The 26,068-nt window shown below is 52.1% G+C and carries 19 protein-coding genes and 1 tRNA gene; 9 read left to right on the forward strand and 11 right to left on the reverse strand.

Translation table 11 applies throughout. The annotated features are described in order from the left end of the window. Positions 1-13 precede the first annotated feature (13 nt). The gene (locus tag NG346_RS02125) at positions 14-1,072 is read right to left on the reverse strand and encodes a bile acid:sodium symporter family protein (RefSeq protein WP_262288225.1); all 1,059 of its coding nucleotides are present in this window, start codon (positions 1,070-1,072) and stop codon (positions 14-16) included. A gap of 520 nt (positions 1,073-1,592) precedes the next feature. Further along, complete coding sequence (locus NG346_RS02130) at positions 1,593-2,702, reverse strand: Mrp/NBP35 family ATP-binding protein (protein ID WP_262288226.1); 1,110 nt, start codon at positions 2,700-2,702, stop codon at positions 1,593-1,595. 180 nt (positions 2,703-2,882) lie between these two features. On the opposite strand from NG346_RS02130, the gene NG346_RS02135 reads away from it, so the two are divergent. Genes NG346_RS02135 through NG346_RS02145 form a run of 3 tightly spaced genes read left to right on the forward strand, consistent with a single transcriptional unit; the run spans position 2,883 to position 6,978 of the window. Next, positions 2,883-5,039, forward strand: coding sequence for a glycosyl hydrolase 115 family protein (locus tag NG346_RS02135; RefSeq protein WP_262288227.1), 2,157 nt, complete (start codon positions 2,883-2,885; stop codon positions 5,037-5,039). A 38-nt stretch (positions 5,040-5,077) separates the two neighbouring features. Continuing rightward, on the forward strand, positions 5,078-6,490 hold the full coding sequence (locus NG346_RS02140; protein ID WP_262281262.1) for a methyltransferase RsmF C-terminal domain-like protein: 1,413 nt from the start codon (positions 5,078-5,080) through the stop codon (positions 6,488-6,490). Beyond that, positions 6,466-6,978, forward strand: a complete 513-nt coding sequence (locus NG346_RS02145) for a dihydrofolate reductase (RefSeq protein ID WP_262281261.1) — start codon at positions 6,466-6,468, stop codon at positions 6,976-6,978. The genes NG346_RS02140 and NG346_RS02145 overlap by 25 nt, the downstream gene beginning before the upstream one ends. Here NG346_RS02145 and NG346_RS02150 read toward each other — a convergent pair. The 9 genes from NG346_RS02150 to NG346_RS02190 form a co-directional block, all read right to left on the reverse strand. Further along, on the reverse strand, positions 6,975-7,496 hold the full coding sequence (locus tag NG346_RS02150) for an Lrp/AsnC family transcriptional regulator (protein ID WP_262281260.1): 522 nt from the start codon (positions 7,494-7,496) through the stop codon (positions 6,975-6,977). The genes NG346_RS02145 and NG346_RS02150 overlap by 4 nt on opposite strands. A 118-nt stretch (positions 7,497-7,614) precedes the next feature. Beyond that, positions 7,615-8,094 (reverse strand): ExbD/TolR family protein, encoded by a 480-nt coding sequence (locus NG346_RS02155; protein WP_154532401.1) that lies wholly within the window; start codon positions 8,092-8,094, stop codon positions 7,615-7,617. Further along, entirely contained in the window at positions 8,091-8,642 is a 552-nt protein-coding gene (locus NG346_RS02160) for an ExbD/TolR family protein (RefSeq protein WP_317620776.1), read from the reverse strand. Before NG346_RS02160 ends, NG346_RS02155 begins: the two co-directional genes overlap by 4 nt. Beyond that, positions 8,639-9,151: a hypothetical protein gene (locus NG346_RS02165; RefSeq protein WP_262281259.1), complete on the reverse strand. Its 513-nt coding sequence runs from the start codon at positions 9,149-9,151 to the stop codon at positions 8,639-8,641. The genes NG346_RS02160 and NG346_RS02165 overlap by 4 nt, the downstream gene beginning before the upstream one ends. Further along, on the reverse strand, positions 9,148-10,020 hold the full coding sequence (locus tag NG346_RS02170) for a MotA/TolQ/ExbB proton channel family protein (RefSeq protein ID WP_262281258.1): 873 nt from the start codon (positions 10,018-10,020) through the stop codon (positions 9,148-9,150). Before NG346_RS02170 ends, NG346_RS02165 begins: the two co-directional genes overlap by 4 nt. 256 nt (positions 10,021-10,276) lie before the next feature. Next, a tRNA-Ser gene (locus tag NG346_RS02175) sits at positions 10,277-10,364 on the reverse strand. Positions 10,365-10,515: 151 nt separating this feature from the next. Continuing rightward, positions 10,516-11,340, reverse strand: coding sequence for a TatD family hydrolase (locus NG346_RS02180; protein ID WP_262279442.1), 825 nt, complete (start codon positions 11,338-11,340; stop codon positions 10,516-10,518). A gap of 11 nt (positions 11,341-11,351) precedes the next feature. Continuing rightward, a complete protein-coding gene (locus tag NG346_RS02185) occupies positions 11,352-12,326 on the reverse strand; it encodes a polyprenyl synthetase family protein (protein WP_262279441.1) in 975 nt (324 codons plus the stop codon). An 86-nt stretch (positions 12,327-12,412) separates the two neighbouring features. Continuing rightward, positions 12,413-13,117, reverse strand: a complete 705-nt coding sequence (locus NG346_RS02190) for an energy transducer TonB (RefSeq protein ID WP_262279440.1) — start codon at positions 13,115-13,117, stop codon at positions 12,413-12,415. 110 nt (positions 13,118-13,227) lie between these two features. On the opposite strand from NG346_RS02190, the gene porQ reads away from it, so the two are divergent. The 6 genes from porQ (at position 13,228) to clpB (ending at position 25,948) form a co-directional block, all read left to right on the forward strand. Then, positions 13,228-14,175 carry a type IX secretion system protein PorQ gene (porQ, locus tag NG346_RS02195; RefSeq protein ID WP_262279439.1) on the forward strand — a complete coding sequence of 316 codons (948 nt, stop codon included), beginning with the start codon at positions 13,228-13,230 and terminating at the stop codon, positions 14,173-14,175. Between the two features lie 68 nt (positions 14,176-14,243). Next, the gene (cmk, locus tag NG346_RS02200) at positions 14,244-14,936 is read left to right on the forward strand and encodes a (d)CMP kinase (protein WP_262279438.1); all 693 of its coding nucleotides are present in this window, start codon (positions 14,244-14,246) and stop codon (positions 14,934-14,936) included. Between the two features lie 575 nt (positions 14,937-15,511). Next, positions 15,512-21,025: an alpha-2-macroglobulin family protein gene (locus tag NG346_RS02205; RefSeq protein ID WP_262288228.1), complete on the forward strand. Its 5,514-nt coding sequence runs from the start codon at positions 15,512-15,514 to the stop codon at positions 21,023-21,025. Positions 21,026-21,203: 178 nt separating this feature from the next. Next, positions 21,204-22,406: a DUF1573 domain-containing protein gene (locus NG346_RS02210; protein WP_262279436.1), complete on the forward strand. Its 1,203-nt coding sequence runs from the start codon at positions 21,204-21,206 to the stop codon at positions 22,404-22,406. Positions 22,407-22,431: 25 nt separating this feature from the next. Further along, complete coding sequence (locus NG346_RS02215) at positions 22,432-23,289, forward strand: 4-hydroxy-3-methylbut-2-enyl diphosphate reductase (protein WP_262279435.1); 858 nt, start codon at positions 22,432-22,434, stop codon at positions 23,287-23,289. 70 nt (positions 23,290-23,359) lie between these two features. Then, positions 23,360-25,948 carry an ATP-dependent chaperone ClpB gene (gene clpB / locus NG346_RS02220; RefSeq protein WP_262279434.1) on the forward strand — a complete coding sequence of 863 codons (2,589 nt, stop codon included), beginning with the start codon at positions 23,360-23,362 and terminating at the stop codon, positions 25,946-25,948. The last annotated feature ends 120 nt before the right edge of the window (positions 25,949-26,068 follow it).

The following is a 26,068-nucleotide window of genomic DNA, read 5'->3' on the forward strand; positions in this document are numbered from 1 at the left end:
GACATGTCTACGCCTACTTCGTCGTGACAGCCTCAGGCTCAACGGCCTCAGTGCTCACAGACCCGGAAATCTGAGCAGCGCGCTCGGCCTCGGCAGCCTGGACTGCAGCCGGATGGCGCAAATCCCAACGCAGATAGAGTCCTGCCAGAATCGTACCGGAGATACTGTGCCAGGCACAACTGATGGCACAAGGCAGGAGCGTAAGCGGCTGAGCGGCAAAGAAGTTGGAAGCCAGCACGGTAGCCAGTCCGGCATTCTGCATACCCACCTCGATGGAAATCGTGCGCTTCTTGGCCACGTTGAAGCCTGCCAAGCGTCCGGCGAACCATCCCAAAAGATAGCCCAGCGAATTATGACAGAACACCACAGCAAAGGTCCAGATGAACAGCACAAAGCCACGCGCCACAAGATCGTCATGAACGGCGGAGATCACACCACCGACAATGATAGCCAGACACGTGACACTCAGTCCGGGCATCAGCCCTTGCAGTGTGGGGAAGAAGCTGCGGCGACTGAAGAAGTAGTTCAACGCGCATCCTACGGCTACAGGTATGATCGTCACAATGATAATATTCTCAAACATGCCAATGGTGTCGATGGCGATAATCTGTCCGCCAAGAAACTGCATGAGCAGAGGAGTCATCACTGGCGCTACTAAAGTGGAGGCACACGACATACCCACCGAGAAAGCCACATCGCCATGACACAGATATGACATCACATTGCTCGACACGCCACCGGGGCAGCAACCCACCAACAGAATGCCCAAAGCCAGGGCTGGCTCAAGATGAAACACGTGTACCAGCGTCCAAGCCACACCCGGCATGATGATGAACTGGGCACAGGCACCTATGAAGATATCGAGAGGCCGACGGGCCAAAATGCGAAAGTCATCGGTGGTCAGGGTCAGTCCCATGGTCAGCATAATAATACCCAGAATGACCGTCTGCGTGTTGCCACGCACCCAATCAAAGATGTGGGGGAAAAAGAAAGTAAACACAGCGATACCAATCACAAAGGCTGTAGCATTCTTTGCCAGCCATCCTGAAAACGATACTAACGATTTAACCATAAGACGTTTTTGTTTTATAACAATCTATTATCTTTTCTCGAAAGATGGTGCAAAGTTACAACTAATTTTGATAACAGAGTAATAAAACATAAGTTTTTCTTTCTAAAAAGTATGTTTCCTTTAAAATTAACGCTACGTGACCGCGATGTATCTATTCAGCGACTGAAGTTGAAGCCTTACTACTCGCTATATTTTTTCAAGAATTTGAGAATCAGAGAATATTCTGCGCATCATTGTGAATTGATAAGAATTGGAGAATACAAGCAGCTCACTGCTTTCTCTCTTATAATTCTTTTTATTCTAACCTAAGAAAAAAGAATTCTCTCATTCTCTAATTCTTGAGATAAAATAGTCACAGAAACTTTTCTAAGAATAGTTACACAGCTATTTCAGCCCCATGCCTTTCTTTTATGGGCAAAATAACAAACCAAAAAGACAGAGTAACAGATTGAACAGACATCAAAACAGAAAACTCTGTCTGTTCAATATGTTACTCTGTCTTTTTAAAACCGTTACTCTGTTATTCTTTGGTGTTGTTAACCTGTACGATCTTGGTCTTCGGCAGTTTCTTATTGCGCACATTGACGGTAGTGACCACTGCTTGTGCCAGATTCAGAAAAGCCTGTCCCACGATGGAGTCTACATTCACGGCAGCCGGCTCACCGGCATCGCCGCTCTCGCAGATGCTCTGCACAATAGGTATCTGCGCCAGCAATGGGCACCCCATCTCCTTAGCAAGATTCTTGCAACCGTCTTTGCCAAAGATATAGTATTTGTTCTCTGGCAGTTCTGCCGGTGTGAACCATGCCATGTTTTCCACGAGACCGAGGATGGGCACGTTGACTTTATCATTGCGATACATGTCAATGCCCTTGCGTGCATCGGCCAGTGCCACCTTCTGCGGTGTGGAGACGATGACGGCACCGGTGATGGCGAGCGTCTGCAACAGTGTCAGATGGATGTCGGAAGTCCCCGGCGGCGTGTCGAGCACGAAATAATCGAGGTCACCCCAGTCAGCGTCTGCGATGAGTTGCTTCAGTGCCGAGGTAGCCATGCCGCCACGCCACAGCGTTGCCGTGTCGGGATCCACAAAAAATCCTATGCTCAGAATCTTCACGCCATACTTCACGATCGGCTCGATCAGGTCACGGCCTTCTTTCTCTACAGCATTGGGCCGGGCATCTTCCACGCCAAACATCTTAGGCACCGAAGGGCCGAAGATGTCGGTGTCGAGCAGACCCACCTTATAGCCAAGCTTGGCCAGGGCAATGGCGAGGTTGGCAGCTACGGTGCTCTTGCCCACGCCGCCCTTGCCGGAGCTGACGGCGATGATGTTCTTCACCTGCGGCAGAAGCTTATCAACTGTCGGACGGGGAGCAGACTTGAACTCGGTCTGAATCGTCACCTCCGCCTCAGGACTGATATGATAATGGATAGCAGCCTCGGCAGCCTTCACTGTCGACTGCAGGAACGGGTCGGTATTGCGTGGAAAGACCAGAATGATTCTCACCTTCATGCCGTTGATACTCGGCGTGTCGGCGAGCATACCGCTCTCGATGAGATTCTTCTTCGTGCCTGGATAGATGACTGTTGCCAGGGCTTGCTCGATGAGTTTGGGATATAATGTCATTTGTATGTCTTTTGTTTTGTTGTTTCCTACAAATGTAGTTATATTTTGTGGAAAGGGCAAATTTTTTTTATTATTTATGTTAGCTCATCTCAAAAAAAGAAAAATTAGCCAAAAGCAGAGGCGCTACCTTGCAGAAAATAGTTATCTTTGTTTGATACACAAAACGAAAAGACAATTCTCATGAAGCGCATACACCTTATTATATTATGTCTGTTGATCACCCTCTCCTCTGTGCCCGGCAGGCTCCTCGCCGGCAACATCGTTTGGTACAGCGGCAAGGGTCACGTCACCTACTCCATACAGAAGAAACACGACTACGTGGTGGACAAGGCATTGGATATGTTTTCCGCCGACATGAAAGCGGTCACGGGCAAGAAAGCAGAACGCGACGGCAGCGGGGGCATCGACATCTATCAGCTCGACCGTACCAGCAACAAGGATATGCAACGGCTAAAAGAACTTGGCGTGCCCTTCATGAGTTTCATCACCCGTGAAGACGCCTTCTGGCTCGGCGTGCGCCAAAAACGAATCGTCATCGTGGGCAGCAACGGGCGTGGAACAGCCTACGGCATTCTCGAACTGTCACGACTCGCCGGTGTCTCACCATGGATTTGGTGGGGCGATGTCACACCGGAACATAAGAGCCGGCTGACACTCAGCGACCGATACGAGACCATGCAGAGTCCGTCTGTAGCCGAGCGCGGCATCAGCCTGCAGGGGACGCAATGGTCAACACTTGCCTGGGATCATCAACAACTCGACAAGCATTTCCGTCAGGACGCATTGGGACCGAGGTATTACCATCAGCTCTTTGAGCTCATGCTCCGGTTGCGTGCCAACACCTTATACACTGGTACAGCCACGTCATCAAGGGCGCATCGCCATGTCAAGAGCGACAACGAAGTGGCCGACTCCTTTGATATCAACATCATCAACCACCAAAAAGGAAAGGTCTACACCGACGACGGCTATGGCTATCTGCAAAATATGCCCGCCAGTGAACTACAGGATGGGCATAACAACGGCAAGCTCTTGTATCATCTCAGCTACCAAGGTACACCTCACGATTACCTTTGGCTGGCCACAACACAACCGGGACTGATCTACCAATCGCTGCGCAACTGCTGGGACAAAGACATCCGGCAGCAATGGATCGCCGTCATCCACGACCCCAAAGTGGCGGCCTATCCGCTCTCTCTCTTCATGGATATGGCATGGAACATCAACGCCACGGGGCCTGACGCGCTCAAAAAGCACCTCACAGAATGGCTCGTCCAGCAGTTCGGACAAGAAGCCGGTGAGCAACTGGCCAAGCCGATGACAAAGTTCTATTGGCTCTGCGGACTCCGCCGACCGGAATTTATGGGATGGAACCAAACGGGACTGAGCGATAAAGAGCACGGCGTGGACGAGCTACCGGTGCAGGTCTCTGAGTTCAATGCCGAGCAGTTTGGCAATGAGTTGGAGCGGTTTCTCAACGACTATCAGGAAATAGAGACCGACATCAACCGGGTCGAGGCTTCGATACCTTCACGGTTGCAGGATGCCTTCTTCGCCGCCGTGAAGTATCCGGTCTGTGCCGCAGCCGACATGGCCACCAAGCAATTGCAGGCACAGGAAGCAAGGACCATCGGACGAAAGGAGAGCTTTCATCACGATGACGAAGCACTCGAGTCGGCGGTGAGAAGTTGGAAGGCTTACCAAGACATCATTCGGCTGACCAACTACTACAATGAGAAGATGACCAACGGCAAGTGGAACGGACTGATGAACATGGCACCCCGTGGTCTTCAGGTCTTCCTTGCTCCCACGTTCATCGACAATCTGACGACCAGCGAACTGAAGAAATACGACGGCTATGACGGCATCGACGCTCCGATGGACGACGATGGCTGTGTCGTCAGAAACGCTTGTGATTATACTTCGGCCTCAAAGAATGTCAGTACCATCGAAATGCTGGGGCATTCCATGAAGGCCGTGTTGCTGCCCAAGGGCGCTTCTATCTCGTTTCAGTTCTATGCCCCTGAGGGAAATGCTGCCCTGCGCACGGCTTTAATACCCACGCTTCCCTGCAAGAAAGAACAGTTGCGCTATCGCGTGACGCTCGACAGCGACACGACTTTCACTTATTCGCTGAGCGAACAAGGCATGTCGGAACGCTGGAAGGTAAACGTACTCCGGGGGCAAGCCATCCGCACCGACTACGTGAGACTCTCCTCCGGCACGCATACGCTGACCATTCAGGCTCTCGACGACGGCATCATCGTCGACCAGTGGATGCTGGACTATGACCGCGACCGACAGTTCTATTTGTTCCCCGTCAAACCTGCCATCTAACTGGCTGAGCATTCTTCCACCTTCAACATTCCAATCACATGACACTTCCTAAGTCTTTTGAAGATTATACCCTTCAGCTCATGGGAGCTGAACGCTTCACCCGTCTGTGCCAGGCACTCGACACGCCTTCGCCGGTCAGCATCCGCTTCAACCCGTTCAAGACAACCAACGAAGAACGGCAGAGCATGACATTTCCAGGGCACGAAGGAGAAAGAATCAAGCAGACGGATAAGGTCTCCTGGTGCAACGAAGGGCACTATCTTGAGAGTCGTCCGGTGTTTACTCTCGACCCACTTCTCCATGCCGGTGCTTACTATGTGCAGGAGGCTTCGTCGATGTTCATCGACCACGTCATCAGAGAGTATGTCACGGAACCCGTGAAAATGCTTGACCTCTGTGCTGCTCCCGGAGGCAAGACCACAGCCGTGAGAGCGGCACTACCCGAAGGAAGCCTGCTCTTCTGCAACGAACCCGTCAAACTCAGGGCAAACATTCTGTCAGAGAACATGCAGAAGTTCGGCCATCCCGAGGTGATCGTGACCAATAACTACCCCAAAGACTATGCCCGGTCGGGACTCCGCTTTGACGTGATTCTGGCAGATGTGCCTTGTTCGGGTGAAGGCATGTTCCGCAAAGATGAGGACGCCGTCAGACTTTGGAGTCCACAAAACGTGGAGAAATGCCGTGACCTGCAACGGGAGATCATCGAGACGATATGGCCCTGCCTCAACGCGGGCGGCATTCTCATCTACAGCACATGCACCTACAACGCGAAGGAAGATGAGGAAAACATCGCATGGATCGCGGAAAACTTAGGGGCTGACGTATTGAAAGTACCCGTCGAGGATGGCTGGAACATCACCGGACCACTGGTCGGCGACTATCCCGTCTGCCGTTTCCTCCCTGGCTATACGATGGGCGAAGGCCTGTTCATGGCCGCACTCAGAAAACGGGGAGAGAAAAAAGAGATGAAAGAAAACAAAGTGCGGGAAGCAAGACAAAGGAAGAAGGAAAAAGGGAAACAAGACCACCAGCAGCCCACCACCGCCTATCAGCAATGGCTGAAAGAGCCGGTGAACTTCCACTGGGTAGCAGACCGGTTGGTAGCTATGCCGCAACAGTGGGACGCATACTACCTCCAAGCCACCAAGTATCTGCATATTCTTCACGCAGGCATCACCATCGGCACGGCAAAAGGCAAGGATCTGGTGCCCGACGAAAGCCTGGCTCTCTCTACGGCTCTCAGCACTGAGGCCTTCCCAAGATGGGAGGCAGGCTATCACGAGGCACTGCAATATCTTCACCGAGAGGCTGTTGCCCTGCCCGCAGAAATGCCTAAAGGCTACGTGCTCGTCACCTATCAGGGGCATCCACTCGGCTTCGTGAAAAACTTAGGCTCACGTGCCAACAACCTCTATCCCAAAGAATGGAAAATCAAAATCGCGCTATAATCAGTATCATTGTGGCTATGTCACGCCAACGGGCCATTGGCTTCCGTAACCGACTGCCGTGGCATCTGCCCGAGGATATGGCTCACTTCAAGGCTCTCACCACTGGGCATACGGTCATCATGGGACGTAAGACCTTCGAGTCTCTGCCAAACGGTGCCCTGCCCCACCGTCGCAACGTGGTCATCACACGACAGACTGAAAACATGAAGCAACATCGTCACGACATCGTGCTCTATGATTCTCTGGAAGAAGCACTCAAGCGGGAAGCCAAGGAGCAGGAGATCTTTATCATCGGCGGGGAAAGCATCTATCGTCAAGCACTGCCTTTTGCCGACAGAATCTACGCTACCCTCGTCGAACAGGAGCCCCAAGAGGCTGATGCCTGGTTTCCGAAAATAGACATGGACAAATGGCAGATAACAAAAAAGGAGAAGCACTCTGGCTTCTCCTTCCTACTCCTTGAGAGACTTGCTAACTCCCAGGATTAATCTACATTGTCGTTGATCTCAGACTCAGGATTATCGTCCTCGTCGTCATCTTCATCATCATTGGGGATCGGCAATTGCCGGTCGATGACAGCGTTGAAGTTGACGATGGTCTCACTGCGCGACAAACCCAATGGTTGGAGCTTGTCATGGATGATGTTCATCAGATGATGGTTGTTGCGGGCATACAGCTTGATGAACATGTCGTAACCACCCGTGGTGATGTTGCATTCGGTGACCTCAGGAATTCTTTTCAGTTTCTCCACCACATCGTCAAATGTGGTTGGATCTTTCAGATAAAGACCAATATAAGCACAAGTCTCATAGCCGATCTTCTCAGGATCTACGATAAACTGAGAGCCCTTGAGGATTCCGAGTTGAGTCAGTTTTTGAATACGTTGATGAATAGCAGCTCCACTGACATTGCAGGCGCGGGCAACCTCCAAAAAGGCGATGCGCGCGTCTGACGAAATAAGCTGCAAAATCTTTCTGTCTAAAGCATCTAATTTGTGTCTAGCCATTGTTTCTATTAATTTGCGTACAAAGATACATATTTTTCTTCATATACACAACTTTTACAAGCAAATATATTATCAAATGACACTTTTACTTTAAAAGTTCATCAACAACAGAAGTCTTTTAATGCTTAGACGCACCTTTTTCTACTGGTGTAGCCGAATAACTGATCTTGAGAGCCTTCGCCTGACGCAGTGCTTGCTTTACGTCTGTGATGATCCCCATGGGCGTGTGGCGGTCGGCTTTGATCGACACGGTCATCTGCTGCTGGTCTTCCGGTGACATCCTGTCCTTTTCTTGTGAGACATAGTCCGTCACGTCGGCAGGAGAACCAAATTTGTCGTTCAACTGTATCATGGTACGACCGTGAGTGGCCTGTCCCATCGTACCCGCAGCCTTGCCTATATATATATAGGTGACAGCGGTCTTCTTCGTCAGTCGCGTCAACTCAGTACCTTGCGGTGTGCGATACTGCACCTTCACGGCCACCTTCTGCATATGCGTGACTATCATAAAAAAGAACAGCACACTGAAGATCAGGTCTGGCAGCGACGCCGTGTTGAGTCCCGGAACCGTATGTTCTCTACGACGAAACATGCTCATGGCTGCCCTCCTTCCTGTGTTGGCTGCGTCGCATCCTGGCTGCCATTATACTGCTCAGCGATGCGCTGGGGGATTTCATCTTTCACCTTGTCGCGCTGATCTTGCGACAATGCGGCGTAGCGGCGACCGAACTGGGCCATAGCGCGGCGGTCGCGCAAATTGCGATAAGCGTCGACGAGCTGGTTCTGCATATGGAAATAAATGTCGTAGCTGGCCTGCGGATCCACACTTACCTTGATGAGATGACGCTTTCCAAGCCGTGTGACGAAGGCCTCTACGCGCTGCTGCAGACGGTCCACCGCAAAGGGCTTACCATCAACAAGCAACTGGTTGCCGCCCGTGATCTGCAAATCCAGTACCGTGCTTTTCTCCACAAAGGACTGCTCTCTCTGCTGTTGTCCTTGTGGCGGCAACTGGCGCGTGATGCCCTTGTCCACGTCCATATTGGTGGTAACGAGGAAGAAAATGAGCAGCATAAACGAAATATCGGCCGTCGACGTTGTATTCAGCTGAGGTACACTACGCCTGCGATGATGGAAATTCATCATAACTTTCGATTATATTTTGTGGCACCATAGATGACTGCGGCTACCGCAATGAGCATCATCACCAATGACGTGACAATGAACATATCGGATGTCCTGAGCCAAAATCCACTTGCATAGGTGGCACCATTGATCTTCATCGGTGCGGTACTGCCCAAAGCAAAGGTCAGCAGCAGCAATACTACGACACTACCAGCAACCAAGTAACCGATCTTCTTCACGGGGATTCCATTCTCCACAGCCTCGGTCTTGCCCCGCTTCTTCAGCAAACTGACCACCGACCATACAGAGAAACCGATACCCAACATCAGGTAAAGAACCATGAGCAACAACAAAGCATTGGTGAACAGAGGCGCGTTGAAGTTGGGATCATCCTCAAACGGACGATCGTAGCCGACAAGCCAGAACAGCACAAAGATAACCATCGCAATGCCTACAAGCAGGTAGAGTGCACGCGAGGAAATCTTTTCCGCCGGCCAGTTTCGAAGCTGATGAATATTCAACCGTTTCATTTCTTCAACTTATATTTTACTACTGAGTCCAACAAAGAGATGGCACTCTCCTCCATCTGCGCGGTGAGATGCTCTATCTTTGAGAGGATATAGTTGTAGAAGATCTGGAGGATCAGGGCCACGATAATACCGAAGATTGTAGTGATCAGAGCCACCTTCATACCGGAAGCGACGATCGTCGGACTGATGTCGCCTGCTGTCTGTATCTGGTCGAAAGCCATCACCATACCAATCACAGTACCTAAGAAGCCGAGCGAAGGAGCCATGGCTATGAACAAAGTAATCCATGAGCAGCCTTTCTCCAAGTTGGAACTCTGCACGGAACCATAGCTGGCTACCGAACGCTCAATGTCTTCGATCGGCTCATCGATGCGTTCCAGCCCTTGGTAGCAAATGGAAGCCACAGGACCACGCGTGTTGCGGCAAAGCGTCTTTGCGCCCTCTACATCACCGTCCATCAGCTTGTCATCGACATCCTTCATGAGTTTCTTGGCATTGATCTCAGAAAGGCTCAGATAGATGACACGCTCTACACAAAATGCCAAACCAAGTACCAAGGCCAAAGCGACCAATGACATGAAGCCGGCATTGCCCTCTATGAACTTTGTTTTCAAGGCTTTGTAGAAGCCGCCGTTGTCAGAGGAAGCATCGTCGCCACCGTCGGAAGACGCTGCCTGATCAAACATGCTCTCGGCAGTAGCACTGTCGAGATCCGCGTCATCAGCGTTGGATGACGCACTGTCTGTGGATACCTTCTCCTGCTGCGTTGTCGGTGTAGCCTGAGCTGCTGCTTTCTTTTGAGCCTGCGCCAGGCTGCAGCACGAAATAAATGACACGAGAATAATGAGACGCTGTATCAATCTATTCATCTCTTTTTTAAATGTATTGGTCTATCTATGCTAACTATTTACTATGTAAGTGCAAAGATACTACTTTTGAAGCATATAGAGACGAAAGAAAAAACTTTTTTAATACTTACTGCGAAAAAGGGTACTCTGACTGCAAAAAAGACAAATCAAGCAATCGTGAGGAAGATAACGAAAGAAGGCAAAGAAAAAGGGCAAAAAGAAAATTAAAAAATAAATCACGTCTCTCAAACGAGAGCCGTGATCCATTCTTGCTTTGCGGAAAGAGGGGGATTCGAACCCCCGAAACGCTTTAGACGTTTACACGCTTTCCAGGCGTGCCTCTTCAACCACTCGAGCATCTTTCCCTTTCGTGTTTGAATGCCATTTTGCAATAGCGACTGCAAAAGTATTACTTTTATCGCAAACCGCAAACGAAACGCAAGAGCTTTTAAGACTCTTTAAGATTTTAAACACGCTTGTCCGCTTCCAAACCGCCACCATGCTGTCATTTTGCCGTCAGCATACAGCCAACGGACGTACGCCAAAGAGCTTTTCAACGTTTTGATTGGTCACCTGAGCCACTTCGTCTGCCGACACACCATAGGCTTGTGCCAACGTCAGCCTGACATCAGCCACATAAGCACTCTCGTTTCTCTTGCCCCGATGCGGTACCGGAGCCATATAGGGGCTGTCGGTCTCCAGAACAATACGGTTCAACGGCACTGCTGCGGGCAGATCCTCACGCAGATGGGAACTCTTGAACGTGGACACACCACCCACGCCTAAGCAGAAGCGGTCAAAGCGCAGATAGGCTTCTGCCTCTTTCTGATTGCCTGTAAAACAATGGAAGACGCCACCGGGAAGCTCTTTCTCGTAAGGCTTCATGATGTGGAGGAGTTCATTCTGCGCCTTACGGCAATGGATCATCAGCGGCAACTGATATTGAACCGACCACTCTACCTGACGCTCAAAAGCCTTGAGTTGCTGTTGTTCGAACTCACGGCTCCAGTAGAAGTCCAGTCCGCACTCGCCCACAGCAATGTAGCGAAGCGGAGCGTCAGCCGCCAGAGAGTTACGACTTGACTCCAATTCCTGCTGCATGACACCGAGCACGCGCTCCCAGTCATCGCGCACCTCCTCTGGCTGCAAGCCTATCATCGGATAGCAATAGCCGGGATATTGACGACAGACAGCCATTACAGAGGCAATAGACGACTCGTCGATGCCAGGGAGGAAAATGGCTCCTACCCCGGCATCCTTTGCCCGCTGTATCGCCTGCGGCAGATCTTCATCGAATTCCTCACCGTCGAGATGGGCATGGGTATCTATAAAAGGTATCATCAAAAGATATTTTAGAACTTACGGTTCATCAGTCGCTCGACATACTGACGCAACTCTTGCTTACGGCCCTCGTCTACCTTTACAGCATCGAGATAGCCTTTGCTCTGCTCAAAACAACAGGCAATCTTCTCCTGAGCGAGTTTGTCTACTCCGATCTCATTATAGAGCCTCGTCACAGCCTTCACCTTTTCATCCCTGTCAAAGTCTGTTGACGAGATCCAACGGTCCAACTCTGCACGTTGCGTAGCATTGGCATGATTGTAAGCATTAATGAGCATGAAAGTCTTCTTGTTGCAGGCAATGTCACCGCCGATGGCTTTTCCAAACACTTTCTCATTACCGTAGACATCAAGATAGTCGTCCTGTAACTGGAAAGCCAAACCAATAAGCTCACCAAACTGATAGAGTCGCTCAGCATCGTCGTGCGGAGCTCCTGCCAGCAGTGCGCCCATCTTTAAGGCACAGGCCAGCAAGACACTTGTCTTCAGACGTATCATCTCGAGATACTCCTCCTCGCTGACATCTGTACGGGTCTCAAAGTCGATATCGTATTGCTGTCCTTCCCCAATCTCCAAAGCAGTGGTGGTGAAGAGTTCAAGCACCTGCGGCAGTTTGTCTGCAGGGCACTCTGCCATCCGCTGATAAGCGAGCACAAGCATTGAGTCACCCGAAAGGATAGCCTGATTGGCATTCCACCGCTTATGCACAGTCTCATGTCCGCGGCGTAAGTCGGCATTGTCCATCAGATCATCGTGAAGAAGTGTATAGTTGTGATAAGTCTCCAAAGCCACAGCCTGCATGAGAATGTTTTCGGGATCATCCTTGTACAGATTATAAGCCAACAGCATCAGCACGGGGCGCATACGTTTGCCGCCCATTGACAACACATACTTCACAGGCTCATAAAGGCTGGATGGCTGACGGTCGTAGGGCAACCGGGCCAGAAAATCATTGACCTCTCCCAACAGTTCAGAGGCTGACTTCATTGATATTTCCTCATTCATCATCTATAAATTGATCATTCGTAATTGCGTAAACAATGGTTTTGTTTCTGCTACATTGTACGTTCTTGTCAAATAACAAAGTTCACGGGTATAGCAAACATCGTCCGACAAGGCTTTCCATTCATAATGCCGGGCTTCCATTTCGGCATCATCTTGATGACCCGCAAAGCCTCAGCGTCAAGCATAGGATGCGCTGACTTCTGCACTTTCGGTGAAGCGATCGATCCATCCGCATTGATGATGAAGCTCACCACCACCTTGCCTTCTATCTTCTGCTGCCGTGCTAAAGGTGGATAATGCAGGTTGCGTGTGAGCCACTTCATAAACTCCACGATGCCACCGGGGAACTCCGGCAGCTGCTCAAGTGTCTTTTCCTCCAGCGAATCCTTGTTGGTGGTGATCTGCGGCAAAGCCTCCGTGACATTGGCATCCTTGGCCACACCCTGTCCGTCACCGATAAGCAGCTTGCTGGTAACGGGTGCTATCTGATCCGTACTGTTGCTCGTATGCTCCACCGTCTTCACGTTGTCAGTGATAGACTTTGAAGCCGGTGCCGGTGCAGCGGATATCATATCTTTCATATCCATGGCCGGTTTCATGTCCATCTCCTCGGTCATATCGTCAGAGAGATCGCTGTCGTCGGCAGCATTCTGCGGCCGTGTCGTATATTCTAAAGCTGTAAACAAAAGGGCAAGCGCAAAGATCAGCCCCATGAGAAAGTACTCTCTCCGGTGCTGCTCCAAATTAGCTTTGTCGCTCTTCTTCGTTTCCATGATTTATAATAAATCTACCTGTCTTTTCGTTATCATCAAAGATTCACACTGCAAATTTACTGCAAATCTCGAAAAAAAGCGTATCTTTGCCAAAGAATTAGAGTAAATAAATGAAAAAAGCCGCTTTCTCCATTCTTCTCGCTCTTTGCGTCTCCTCTTCGTGGGCACAGTCTGAAAGCGAGACCGCGTATAATTTTCTACGTCTGCCTGTCGGGGCTCACGCTGCAGCTATCGGAGGCGACAATGTGAGTTTGGTGGAAGACGACGAGAATCTGGCATTCAACAATCCTGCTCTACTTTCTTCTTCCACACCGAAAACCATCGCGCTCAACTACATGAGTTACATGCAAGGGGTCAAAGCCGCCAGTGCCGCGTTTAACTGGGCAAGCGGGGAAAGAGCTACTTGGGCCGTCGGTGCGCAATATCTCGACTATGGCAAGATGAAGCAAACCGATGAGAACAACATACAGACCGGTGATTTCTCGGCACGAGACATAGCGGTGAACGGTACCCTGGCCTATATGCTGACCGACAAAATAGCCGGCGGTATCACTACAAGACTGATTACTTCCTATATCGGCGACTATAATTCCATCGGCTTCGGCGTGGACTTGGGACTGAACTACTACGACGATACCCATCAGTTGTCAGTGTCTCTTACTGCCAAAAATCTTGGCGGGCAACTCAAAGCCTACGACGAGAACTATGAGAAGATGCCTTTTGACCTACAGGCGGGCGTCACCAAAGGACTCTCAAGCATCCCTCTCCGGCTCTCATTGACGCTGGTGGATCTCAATCATCCGCATTACAAATTCCTCAACCATGTCGTCGTTGGCGGCGACATTCTGCTTGGCGACAACTTTTGGCTCGGCATGGGATATAACTTCCGTCGTGCTGATGAGATGAAGATCACCGACGGCGACAAGGACAGCAGCCATGGTGCAGGACTCTCGCTCGGCGGCGGTATCGACCTCAACAGACTGAAGATTGGAGTCAGCTATGGCAAATACCATGTCTCCAGTTCCAGTCTGATCTGCAGTGCTGCCTTTTCACTGTAATCGAGTTCCCTACTCCTTATTATATATAGCAAACTTTAAAAACGAACAACAGCTCAATCATTCATATCATGAAAAAGATTACAATCGCAATAGATGGATTTTCCTCTTGCGGAAAAAGCACGATGGCCAAAGCATTGGCCAAGAAACTCGGTTATGTCTATATTGACACGGGTGCCATGTACCGTGCCGTCACACTCTTCGCCCTGCGCCATCAGTTGTTCAACGTCGATGGCTCTGTGAAAGAAAAAGAGCTCAAAGCGCTGATGCCCGACATCCATATTCGTTTCCAACTGGATCCGGCAACAGGTAATCCCCGCACTATCTTGAACGACGAATGCGTGGAGAAAGAGATCAGAGGCATGGAGGTCAGCCAGCATGTAAGCCCCATCGCCGCCATTCCTTTCGTCCGAGAAGCACTGGTAGCACAGCAACAGACTATGGGCAAAGAGAAAGGCATCGTCATGGACGGCCGCGACATCGGTACGACAGTCTTTCCCGATGCCGAACTGAAGATCTTCGTGACCGCTTCAGCACAGGTTCGCGCGCAGCGCCGCTACGATGAGTTGAAAGCCAAAGGGATGCCCGCTGACTTTGACGACATTCTGAAGAATGTGCAGGAGAGAGACTATATCGACACGCACCGCGAAGTATCTCCACTGAAAAAAGCCGATGATGCCGTGGAACTGGACAACGGCAACATGACGATAGCAGAGCAGAATCAGTGGCTCTACGAACAATACCTCGCTCATTTACCAGCTTGATACTGCGTCAACTCCATGTTTAGGTTTTAGCACTTCCCTGGACAACAAAAAAGGCACCGGTATAACATAAGGAAGAGACTGCAATGATACAAAGAAAGACTAATCGTAGCCTTTTTACTGAGGAAATATCACTTTTTACTGAAGTTTATTTGCAGAAACGAAACTTTTTCTTATCTTTGCAACCGAAATCAGAAATAGCCGAACAGACACCTTAGTAAAAAGGTATAGTTCGTCCGTCTGATGAAAATATAAAATTAGATTAGGGACAGAAGCAAGTCAATAGATTATAAATTTTGAGTTAATTACTGTTTTTTTAAGAACCCACCCGTGAGGGCAGGTTCTTTTTTGTTTCTATACTCTATCCCTTCTTGTTGCATTGGAAAAAATAGTCTTCAAAAAGGCAATCCACACAGTTATTCGGTCCTTTTACAGTTTTGTCTACATGGGTAATTACTCATTAGCCCCCCTTCCCCACTATACTCTATTGTAAAAGCTACTAATTAAAGTTAGCAGATGAGGGCTAATCCAAAAAATATATCTATCTTTGCATTTATATCAAGCGTAAATTCTTCAATATGAAAAAGATAGTATGTGTTTTAGCCGCCTTGGCTTTGTCGGCGAGCATGTATGCCGACAGTTTCACAAGTCTGTGGAAGCAGGTCACCACTGCCCGACAGAAGGACTTGCCAAAGACTGAACTGCAATGTTTGGATCAGATCGTCAGAAAAGCCCGACAAGAGAAAGCTTACGGACAACTACTGAAAGCCAAATGGCAGGAAGTGGAGACGCAAGGCCGTGTCGCGCCCGATTCGATCGACGTGATGCGGCAACGGTTGGAGACGGACTACACCCGTCTGACCGACCCAACGCTCCGCGCTGTCTACGCCGCCGCACTCGGCAAAGCCTACCAGGACAGTTACGACAAGGACAACCAGGCTAAGGAAAAGTTGTGGTTTGACCGGGCTATGGCCAATCCCGACCTGTTGGCTAAACACAAATACGAGGATTATGAACCCGCCATCGTAGAAGGCATTGACAGCAAAATCTTCTACGATGACCTGCTCCACGTCATCGGGCTCGAAGCAAAAGACTATAAGACGCTTCACAACTACTATTCTAAGCAGGGCAACCGACCGGCTGCCTGTCTGACTGCGTTGTGGATGCAACAGGCCAAAGGCCAGCAGACCGACTGTGCCCTGCGTAAGTCGAAGTGCGTACAATGCCTCGACTCGCTGATGAACGCATATCAGGATCTGCGCGAATGCGGTGAGATCGCCATCGCCCGATACAATGCGATGAGCCAAACCAGCGACGTCACAGCCGAGCACCGCGTCAACTTCATCAACTACGCCCTCAGCCGCTGGGGCGACTGGCAGCGCATGAACGTTTTGCGCAACGCCCTTGAAGAACTGCAGGCTCCCTCGTTCAGCATCAACGCCGGCGACGGCGTGTTGCTGCCCAACCAAGAGCGGCTCGTGCGCATCAACTCCATCAGAAACATCAACACGCTCACGCTGAAGGTCTATCGGTTGAATCTCAACGGTGACACCAAACTGAACCCTAACAGCAAACGCGATTATGAGCGCATTGCCAAACTGATCTTCCCCGGCGAGATCCAGTCCGTCACGCGCCAATATTACGGCCAGCCTGCATGGAAAGAGAGCACCGACTCCATTCGTCTCAAGGCCCTGCCCGTTGGTGTCTATCTGATTGAGACGACCACTAGCAACGCCAGCATTGATCCTCAGCGCACCCTGCTGCGCGTAAGCGACCTTAGCGTACTCCATCAGCCTCAGCCCGGCAAGGCCATCCGTTTTGTCACTGTCAACGCCACCACCGGCAAACCTATAGCCGGAGCGCACCTGCGCTTCTTCAACTACGACGGCAACACACAGAAGACACTGCAAACGCTCACCACTGACCGCAATGGAGAAACCGTCCTGCACTATGGTGACAAGCGCCCCAACTACTTCGTGGCCTACACCAACGACGACAAGGCACTGCCCATCCAAAACGTTTACGACAACTTCTACTACTGGAACAACAAGCGTGAGCATCACAACATCAGCCTCTTCACCGATCGCTCGCTCTATCGTCCCGGCCAGACGCTGCACGCCACAGCCATTGCCTACAATGTCAACGACAGCACGATGCAATCTGCTGTTGCCGGTAGCAAGACCATCACGCTGACGCTGCGCGATGCCAACGGCAAGGAGGTGAGCCGACAAACCGTCACTACCGACGACTTCGGTACGGCATCGGCTGACTTCACCCTGCCGCAGCATAGCCTCACCGGAACGTTCTCCTTAATGGCCAGCAGCGACAACTCGTCGACGGGCTACGCTTCCGTACATGTAGAACAGTACAAGCGACCTACCTTCCAAATCGACTTCGACAAATACACTCAGACCTACCAAGCCGGTGACACGCTGCGCGTGCGTGGTGTGGCGAAGACCTATTCCGGCGTACCCGTACAGGGTGGCAAGGTGATCTACACGGTTCGTCGCAGTCCCATGCTGTGGTGGTATCGCACCGTAGGCGGTGAGACGGCACTGCTGACCGACTCCACCGTTACTGCCGACGACGGTTCCTTTACCGTGAAACTGCCAATGACCTACCCCGACAACATCGACCTCAACCAGCGGTTCGGCTATCGCATCACTGCCGAAACGAAAGTCACCAGCCTCTCCGGCGAGACACAGGAGGCCACAACGACGATGCCGCTGACCAACCGCACTGCCATTCTCTCCTCCACACTGCCCAAACAAAGTCTGCGCGACAGCCTGAAGACTTTCCTGTTCTCCTGCAAAAACATGAGCGGTGAGAGCATCAAGGCCAGCGTCAGCTACCGCTTTAACAATGGAGCATGGGCAACAGTGCCGACAGACACACCTATTTATATATATAGGAAACTCGCTCCCGGTGAACATCATCTTGAGGCTATCTGCCAAGGCGACACGCTGCGGAGCGACATTGTGGTGTTTACCTATTCCGACCGTCATCCGGCCACAACCACACACGACTGGTACTATCTCTCCTCCCACCAATTCACCGAAGGCAAACCCATCTACCTTCAAGTAGGTTCTTCCGACAAAGATGTGCACGTCTTCTACACGGTCTTTGCCTCCGACAAGATCATCAAGCAAGGACAAGGAACACTCAACAATGAAGTGAAAACCGAAAAGATCCAGTATAAACCCGAGTACGGCGACGCACTCACACTGGCTCTGGCTTGGGTCAAGGACGGCAAATGCTACACCCACTACGATGTCCTCTCCCGCCCCCAACCCGACAAACAGCTCCATCTGACGTGGAAGACTTTCCGCGACAAGCTCGTACCCGGACAGAAGGAGACGTGGACGCTGCAGGTGACCAACGCCAAGGCTAAGCCCGCAAAGGCACAACTGCTGGCCGCCATGTACGACAAGAGCCTCGATGCCATCTATCCCCACAACTGGAACTTCTCCCTCGACTTTGCATCCAGTATGTTGTCGGCTCAGTGGAACACTACACGCTGGCCAGCCATCGGACTCTATGGCTATCAGAACTATCGTGCCTATAATGTGCGCGACCTCAGCTTCAGTCACTTCGATCCCGCTATGGAAGGCGTCTTCAATCCCTTCATTGCTGTGAGTGAAGTGCTGATGGCCTCCGGTCCAGTCCGTGTTCGCGGAACCAAGATGATGACGATGCAACAGTCCCGTGCCGCCAACTTTGCAGGCAGTGACATCGCATATAAGGATGCGGCAGGCCATGATGTTGTCGTTGGCTACGCACCAAAAGCTGCAAACGTAGAGAATGCCGAGACTTCAAAAGTCGGCACGCCTGCCACGCTGCGCGACAACCTCAACGAGACCGCCTTCTTCTTCCCCAACCTCATGACCGATGCCAATGGCAACGTGAGTTTGACGTTCACCCTGCCTGAAAGCGTCACCACCTGGCACTTCCTGGCTTTGGCACACGACAAGGAGATGAACTATGGCCTGCGCAACGACGATGTTGTAGCCCAGAAGACAGTGATGGTACAGCCCAACCTGCCGCGTTTCATCCGCACCGATGACAAGGCGCAAGCCACAGCACTCATCGTCAACACCAGCAACCGCAATGTCAGTGGACGTGCCCATCTGCAACTGCTCGACGCTGAAACCGAGCGTGTGCTCGCCGAGTGGGAGAAGCCGTTTACGGTAGAAGCCGGAAAGACGGTACCCGTAACCTTTGACATTGCCGGCAACCAACTGCCCGCCGATGCCCGCCACGAAGGTCTGGTCATCGCCCGCATCTTGGCAGACGGCAAGGGCTTCAGCGACGGCGAACAGCACTACATGGCCGTCATGCCAAGCCAGGAATACGTCAGCAACACCCGCCCATTCACACTCAGCGGATCCGGCAACACAATCTTCGACCTCAGCCAGCTCTTCCCCAAGAAGGCCAAAGACAGCAAGCTGACGATCGAATACACCAATAATCCCGCCTGGCTGATGGTTCAGACACTGCCCACCGTAGCTAATCCCAACAGCCGCGACGCACTCTCTCTGGCCGCTGCCCTCTACGCCAACACCATCGCACGCAGCATTGTCAACGCCGATCCAGCCATCGGCAAGACACTGAAGCTCTGGCAACAGGAAGCCGGCAAGGAGACTTCGCTCACCAGCAGCCTGCAAACCAACGAGGAGCTCAAGAGTCTTGCACTCTCCGAGACGCCTTGGGTCGCTGACGCTGAAAGCGAGACCGCACAGAAGCTACAGCTCGTCAACTATCTCGACAGCACGCAGATTGATTACCGTCTCAGCAACTTCACCGACCAGCTCCGCAAGCTGCAGCTCTCCGACGGCTCGTTTGCCTGGTGGCCGGGCATGCCGGGCAGCGCCTACATGACTATGAGCATTGCCGAAACGCTTACCCGTCTCAACACCATGACCGGTGCCTCAAAGGAGGTGAACGACATGGTCAAGCGATCCTTCCCCTTCCTCGACAAGTACATCGCCGAAGAAGTTGCCGAACTGAAAAAAGCCGAGAAGAAAGGAGCAAAGCATCTTGCTCCGAGCGAGACGGCTTGTCACTATCTCTATACCTGTGCCCTGGCCAACCGTCCCCGCACAGCCGACATGAGCTATCTCGTAGGTCTGTTGCAGAAAATGCCGACAGCACTGACCATCTACGGTAAGGCCGGTGCAGCAGTCATCCTCAGTCAGTATGGTCAGAGCCAGCGGGCTAAGGACTATCTCCAAAGTCTGAAGGAATACACTGTCTATAAAGAGGAGATGGGGCGCTACTTCGACACGCCGCAGGCTCTCTACAGTTGGTGCGACTACCGCATCCCCACACAGGTAGCAGCCATCGAAGCCCTGAAACGCCTGCAGCCCTCTGACGCTACAACCATCGAAGAGATGCAGCGCTGGCTCTTGCAGGAGAAACGCACCACGGGGTGGTCGACACCTCTCAACACCGTCGATGCCGTCTATGCCTTCCTTACCAACGACAAGGGCAAAGCACAATTGTCGCTCCTTGCTCCGCAGACGCAAAAAACAACTTTCTCTGTCGACGGTCAGGCGATGACGATGCCTAAGGCTACAGCCGGACTCGGATATGTCAAAACCACCATTGACAAAGCAGCCAACAACAAGACGCTGACCATCGACAAGCCAGTCGCCGGCACTTCCTGGGGCGCACTCTATGCCCAATACTGGCAGACTGCCACTGAGACGGAAGCCTCGGGCAGCGGCATGACCGTCAAGCGTGAGATCCTCCACGACGGCAAGACGCTGAAGGTGGGCGACAAGGTGCGCGTGCGCATCACGATTGTTGCTGACCGTGACTACGACTTCGTGGCTGTCCAAGACAAGCGTGCAGCCTGCTTCCAACCGGTCCGTCAGCTCAGCGGCTACTATGGTGGCTACTATCTGGCCCCGCAAGACAATGTGACGAACTATTATTTCAACACACTCTCCAAGGGCAAGCACGTCATCGAGACCGAGTACTATGTCGACCGCGCCGGCTCTTACACGACAGGCACCTGCACCGTGCAGTGCGCCTACAGTCCGGCCTTCAGCGCCCGCGACAAAGCACAGAAGATCGTCTGTGAGCAATAAACAAGACACAATAGAGGCTTTAGAAGCCATAGAGGCGATAAAAACTATAGAAACTATAGAAGCTATAGGAAGCTATAGACTCTATAGAAACTATAGAAAGCTATAGACTCTATAGAAACTATAGACTCTAAAGAAAGCTATAGACTCTATAAAAAACTATATAAAGAAGAAACAAAGCATGAACGCTAAGAAATTGTTTATCCAGCATATCACTCCCCTCTCCTTTGGAGAGGGGTTGGGGGTGAGGCTCTCTCCCTTCTATAGAGAGGGGTTGGGGGAGAGGCTCTCTCCCTTCTATAGAGAGGGGCTGGGGGTGAGGCTCTTGGGTAAAGCTCTCCTCCTCCCCACCCTTTTCCTCCCTCTTCCTCTCTCTGCCCAACGCCTTTCCACAGAGAGCGCCGACATCGACTGTGGTCAGGTGCTCTTCGGCCATCCCGTGACCGCCGTCTACGAGATGCGCAACAGCGGCAACCAGCCGCTGACCATCAAAGACGTGCGCACCAGTTGCGGCTGCACGACCGTCGACTGGCCGTCGACAGCCATCGCCGCAGGCAAGAACTTCCAGATCACCGTACGCTACGACGCCCAGACCATGGGACATTTCGACAAGCAGATAGGCATAGAGAGCAATGCCGCCGACACGATGATGGTGCTCTCATTGCACGGCGTTGTCGTTCCATCGTTGGCTACCTTTGTGGGAAAATACGATTACAAGATCGGTGACCTGCGCCTCGACCACAACGACGTAGAGTTCGACGACGTGAACCGTGGGGACAAGCCCGTACAGCAGATACACATTATTAATAAAGGAGAACAGACGTTGCAGCCAGTGGTCATGCACCTGCCCAGCTACCTCAAAGCCTCCGTCTCACCGACACAACTGGCACCTGGGCACAGCGGTGTGGTGACGCTGATGCTCGACTCACGGGCCATCCGCGACTTTGGCCTCACCCAGTCGTCCATCTATCTCGGCATGTTCCCCGGTGACAAGGTGGCGCCGGAGAAAGAAATCTCTGTCTCGGCCGTCATCCTCCCCGACTTCGATCACCTCACCGATGCCCAGCGCGCCAATGCGCCAAAGATGATTCTCAGTGCTGAGAAGATCGATCTTGGACGCTTTGACGGCAAAGACAAGAAGAAAGGAGTACTTGAAATCACCAATACCGGAAAAAGTACCCTCAAGGTGCGCTCCCTCCAGATGTTCACCACAGGTCTCGAGGTGTCGCTAAACAAAACTCAGATTGAGCCTGGCAAGACAGCTAAACTCAAGGTCACGGCCTATGCCAAGCAGTTACGCAAAGCCCGTTCCAAGCCCCGTATTCTGATGATCACCAACGATCCCAATCAGACCAAAGTCATTCTCAACGTCAACGTAGAATAATCAAAACAGCAAACAAGCAACTCTTATGAACCTCAAAATAGAAATAGATGCCGGCAGCGGCTTTTGCTTCGGCGTGACCACTGCCATCCGCAAAGCGGAAGAAGAACTGGCAGCAGGCAAGACGCTCTACTGTCTCGGCGACATTGTTCACAATGGCATGGAGGTGGAGCGGCTCCACAACCACGGCCTCGTCACCATTGATCACGAACAGCTCAAACAACTCCACCACGCCAAAGTGCTGCTCCGTGCCCACGGTGAGCCACCCTCCACCTACGAGATCGCCCGGCAAAACGACATTGAGATCATCGATGCCACATGCCCCGTGGTCCTCGCCCTCCAGCGTCGCATCAAGAAGCAATACGACAACGACCCGTCGGCCCAAATCGTGATCTTCGGCAAGAACGGACACGCTGAGGTGCTCGGACTCGTAGGCCAGACGGCCCAGCACGCCATCGTCATCGAGAAATTCGACGACGTGAAGCATCTCGACTTCAACCGCAATATCTATCTCTACTCGCAGACGACGAAAAGTCTCGACGAGTTCCACCGCATCATCGACTACATCCAGAGCCACATCGCACCCACGGCGACCTTCCGCAGCTTTGACACCATCTGCCGTCAGGTGGCCAACCGCATGCCCAACATCGCCGAGTTTGCCAAGCACCACGATGTCATCCTCTTCGTCAGCGGCCGCAAGAGCAGCAACGGCAAGGTACTCTTCAACGAGTGCCTCACCGTCAACGCCAACAGCCATCAGGTCGAGAGTCCCGAGGAGATCGACTTCAAATGGTTTGACAACGCTGAAACCGTAGGCATCTGTGGAGCTACCAGCACGCCAAAATGGCTGATGGAACAATGCAGAGATGCCATTCTGGCGCATTAGACTTACGGGGCACATCATTTGAGAATGTCGTGTTAGAAAATAAAATAACAAATAAGAAAGGAGTAACAACATGACATTTGACAAATTTACTATCAAGGCGCAGGAGGCCGTGCAGGAAGCTGTCAACACAGCTCAGCAGGCTGGACAGCAGGCCATCGAACCGGTGCACTTGCTGCAAGGCATCCTGGTGAAAAGCCGCGATGTCACCAACTTCATCTTTCAGAAGTTAGGTGTCAACGCCATGCAGATTGAGAAACTCGTACAACAGGAGTTGAAGCATCTCCCACGCGTGGAAGGTGGACAACCCTATTTCTCCAACGACACTAACAAAGTGCTGGAGCGTGCCATCGCAGACTCGCAGAAGATGGGCGACGAGTTCGTCAGCGTGGAGCCCATCCTCTTGGCTTTACTGGAGGTAAACACCACAGTGAGCCGCATTCTCAAGGATGCGGGCTGTACAGAGCAGGAGATGAAGAAGGCCATCGACGAATTGCGCCAGGGTCAGAAAGTGCAAAGCGCCAGTGGTGACGAGAACTATCAGGCGCTCTCGAAATACGCCCGCAACCTTATCGACGCCGCCCGTCAGGGCAAACTCGACCCGGTCATCGGACGTGACGAGGAGATTCGCCGTGTGCTGCAGATTCTTTCTCGCCGTACCAAGAACAATCCTATTCTGATCGGTGAACCTGGTACCGGTAAGACGGCTATCGTCGAGGGACTTGCCGAACGTATCGTGCGCGGCGATGTTCCCGAAAATCTGAAGAACAAACAGCTCTACTCGCTCGACATGGGTGCCCTCGTCGCCGGTGCCAAGTACAAAGGTGAGTTTGAGGAACGACTCAAGAGCGTCATCAAAGAGGTGACCAACGCTCAGGGCAACATCATTCTCTTCATCGACGAGATCCACACTTTGGTGGGTGCCGGCGGTGGCGAGGGTGCCATGGATGCCGCCAACATCCTCAAGCCAGCACTGGCCCGTGGTGAGCTGCGTGCCATTGGTGCCACCACCCTCAACGAGTATCAGAAGTACTTCGAGAAGGACAAGGCACTGGAGCGCCGCTTCCAGACCGTCATGGTCAACGAGCCTGACGAGGTCGACGCCATCTCTATCCTGCGTGGATTGAAGGAGCGCTATGAGAACCACCACAAGGTTCGTATCACCGACGATGCCTGCATCGCAGCCGTGAAACTCTCGGAGCGCTATATCTCCGACCGTTTCCTCCCCGACAAGGCCATCGACCTGATGGATGAGGCCGCCGCCAAACTGCGTATGGAACGCGACTCGGTGCCGGAAGAGCTCGACGAGATCACCCGTCACTTGAAGCAACTCGAAATTGAGCGCGAGGCCATCAAGCGCGAAAACGATACCGACAAGATCCAGCAACTCGACAAGGAGATTGCCGAGCTGAAGGAGAAAGAGCACCAGTTCCGGGCTAAATGGGAAGCCGAAAAAGGGCTCGTCAATAAGATCCAGCAAGACAAGCAGGAGATCGAGAACCTGAAGTTCGAGGCCGACAAAGCCGAGCGCGAGGGCGACTACGGCAAAGTGGCTGAGATCCGCTACGGCAAGCTGAAGGAGTTGCAGGACGATATCAAGAAGATCCAAGAGCAACTCAAGTCGACCCAGGGCGGTGAGGCCATGGTGCGCGAGGAGGTTACTGCCGACGACATCGCCGAGGTGGTGAGCCGCTGGACAGGCATACCCGTGACACGAATGATGCAGAGCGAGCGTGAGAAACTGCTCCATCTCGAGGAGGAACTCCACAAGCGTGTCGTCGGTCAGGACGAAGCCATCCAGGCTGTCGCCGACGCTGTGCGCCGCAGCCGTGCCGGACTGCAAGATCCGAAACGCCCGATCGCATCGTTCATCTTCCTCGGTACGACCGGTACGGGTAAGACTGAGCTCGCCAAGGCTTTGGCTGAGTATCTCTTCAACGACGAGAATATGATGACGCGAATCGATATGAGTGAGTATCAGGAAAAGTTCAGCGTCACCCGTCTCATCGGTGCACCTCCGGGGTACGTCGGTTACGATGAGGGTGGTCAACTGACTGAGGCTGTGCGTCGGAAACCCTACAGCGTGGTGCTCTTCGATGAGATCGAAAAGGCTCATCCCGATGTTTTCAACATCCTGTTGCAGGTGCTCGATGATGGCCGTCTGACCGATAACAAAGGCCGCACGGTCAACTTCAAGAACACGATCATCATCATGACGTCGAACCTCGGCAGCCAGTACATCCAGCAACGCTTCGAGAATCTCAATGACAGCAACCGTAAGGAGGTCATTGACGACACGAAGAAAAACGTGATGGAGATGCTCAAGAAGACCATCCGCCCCGAGTTCCTGAACCGTATCGACGACATCATCATGTTCCTGCCGCTTACGCAGACTCAGATAGCACAGGTGGTGACGTTGCAGATGAACCGCGTCAAGAAGATGCTCGAACCGCAAGGCTTCGAGTTGAAGTGGACGCCTGCTGCCATCGACTACCTTGCCAAGGTCGGCTACGATCCGGAGTTTGGTGCCCGTCCTGTGAAGCGTGCCATCCAGGACTACGTGCTCAACGACCTCTCGAAGAAGATTCTCGCAGAGGAAGTAAAGCGCGACAAGCCCATCATCGTCGATGCCAACGGCGCTGGCATGCAGTTTAGAAACTAAGGCAGAAGGCTGAGGCAACACCCAGCTTTCCAATCCTATACCATTAAGCCGGCTCTTTCCCGCAAAGGAAAGAGCCGGCTTTTTTTGTTTTTCTACGCAATCCGAACTGTCGTCAGCCAA

The sequence above is a fragment of the Hallella absiana genome, assembly GCF_025457485.1.
GTDB lineage: Bacteria > Bacteroidota > Bacteroidia > Bacteroidales > Bacteroidaceae > Prevotella > Prevotella absiana.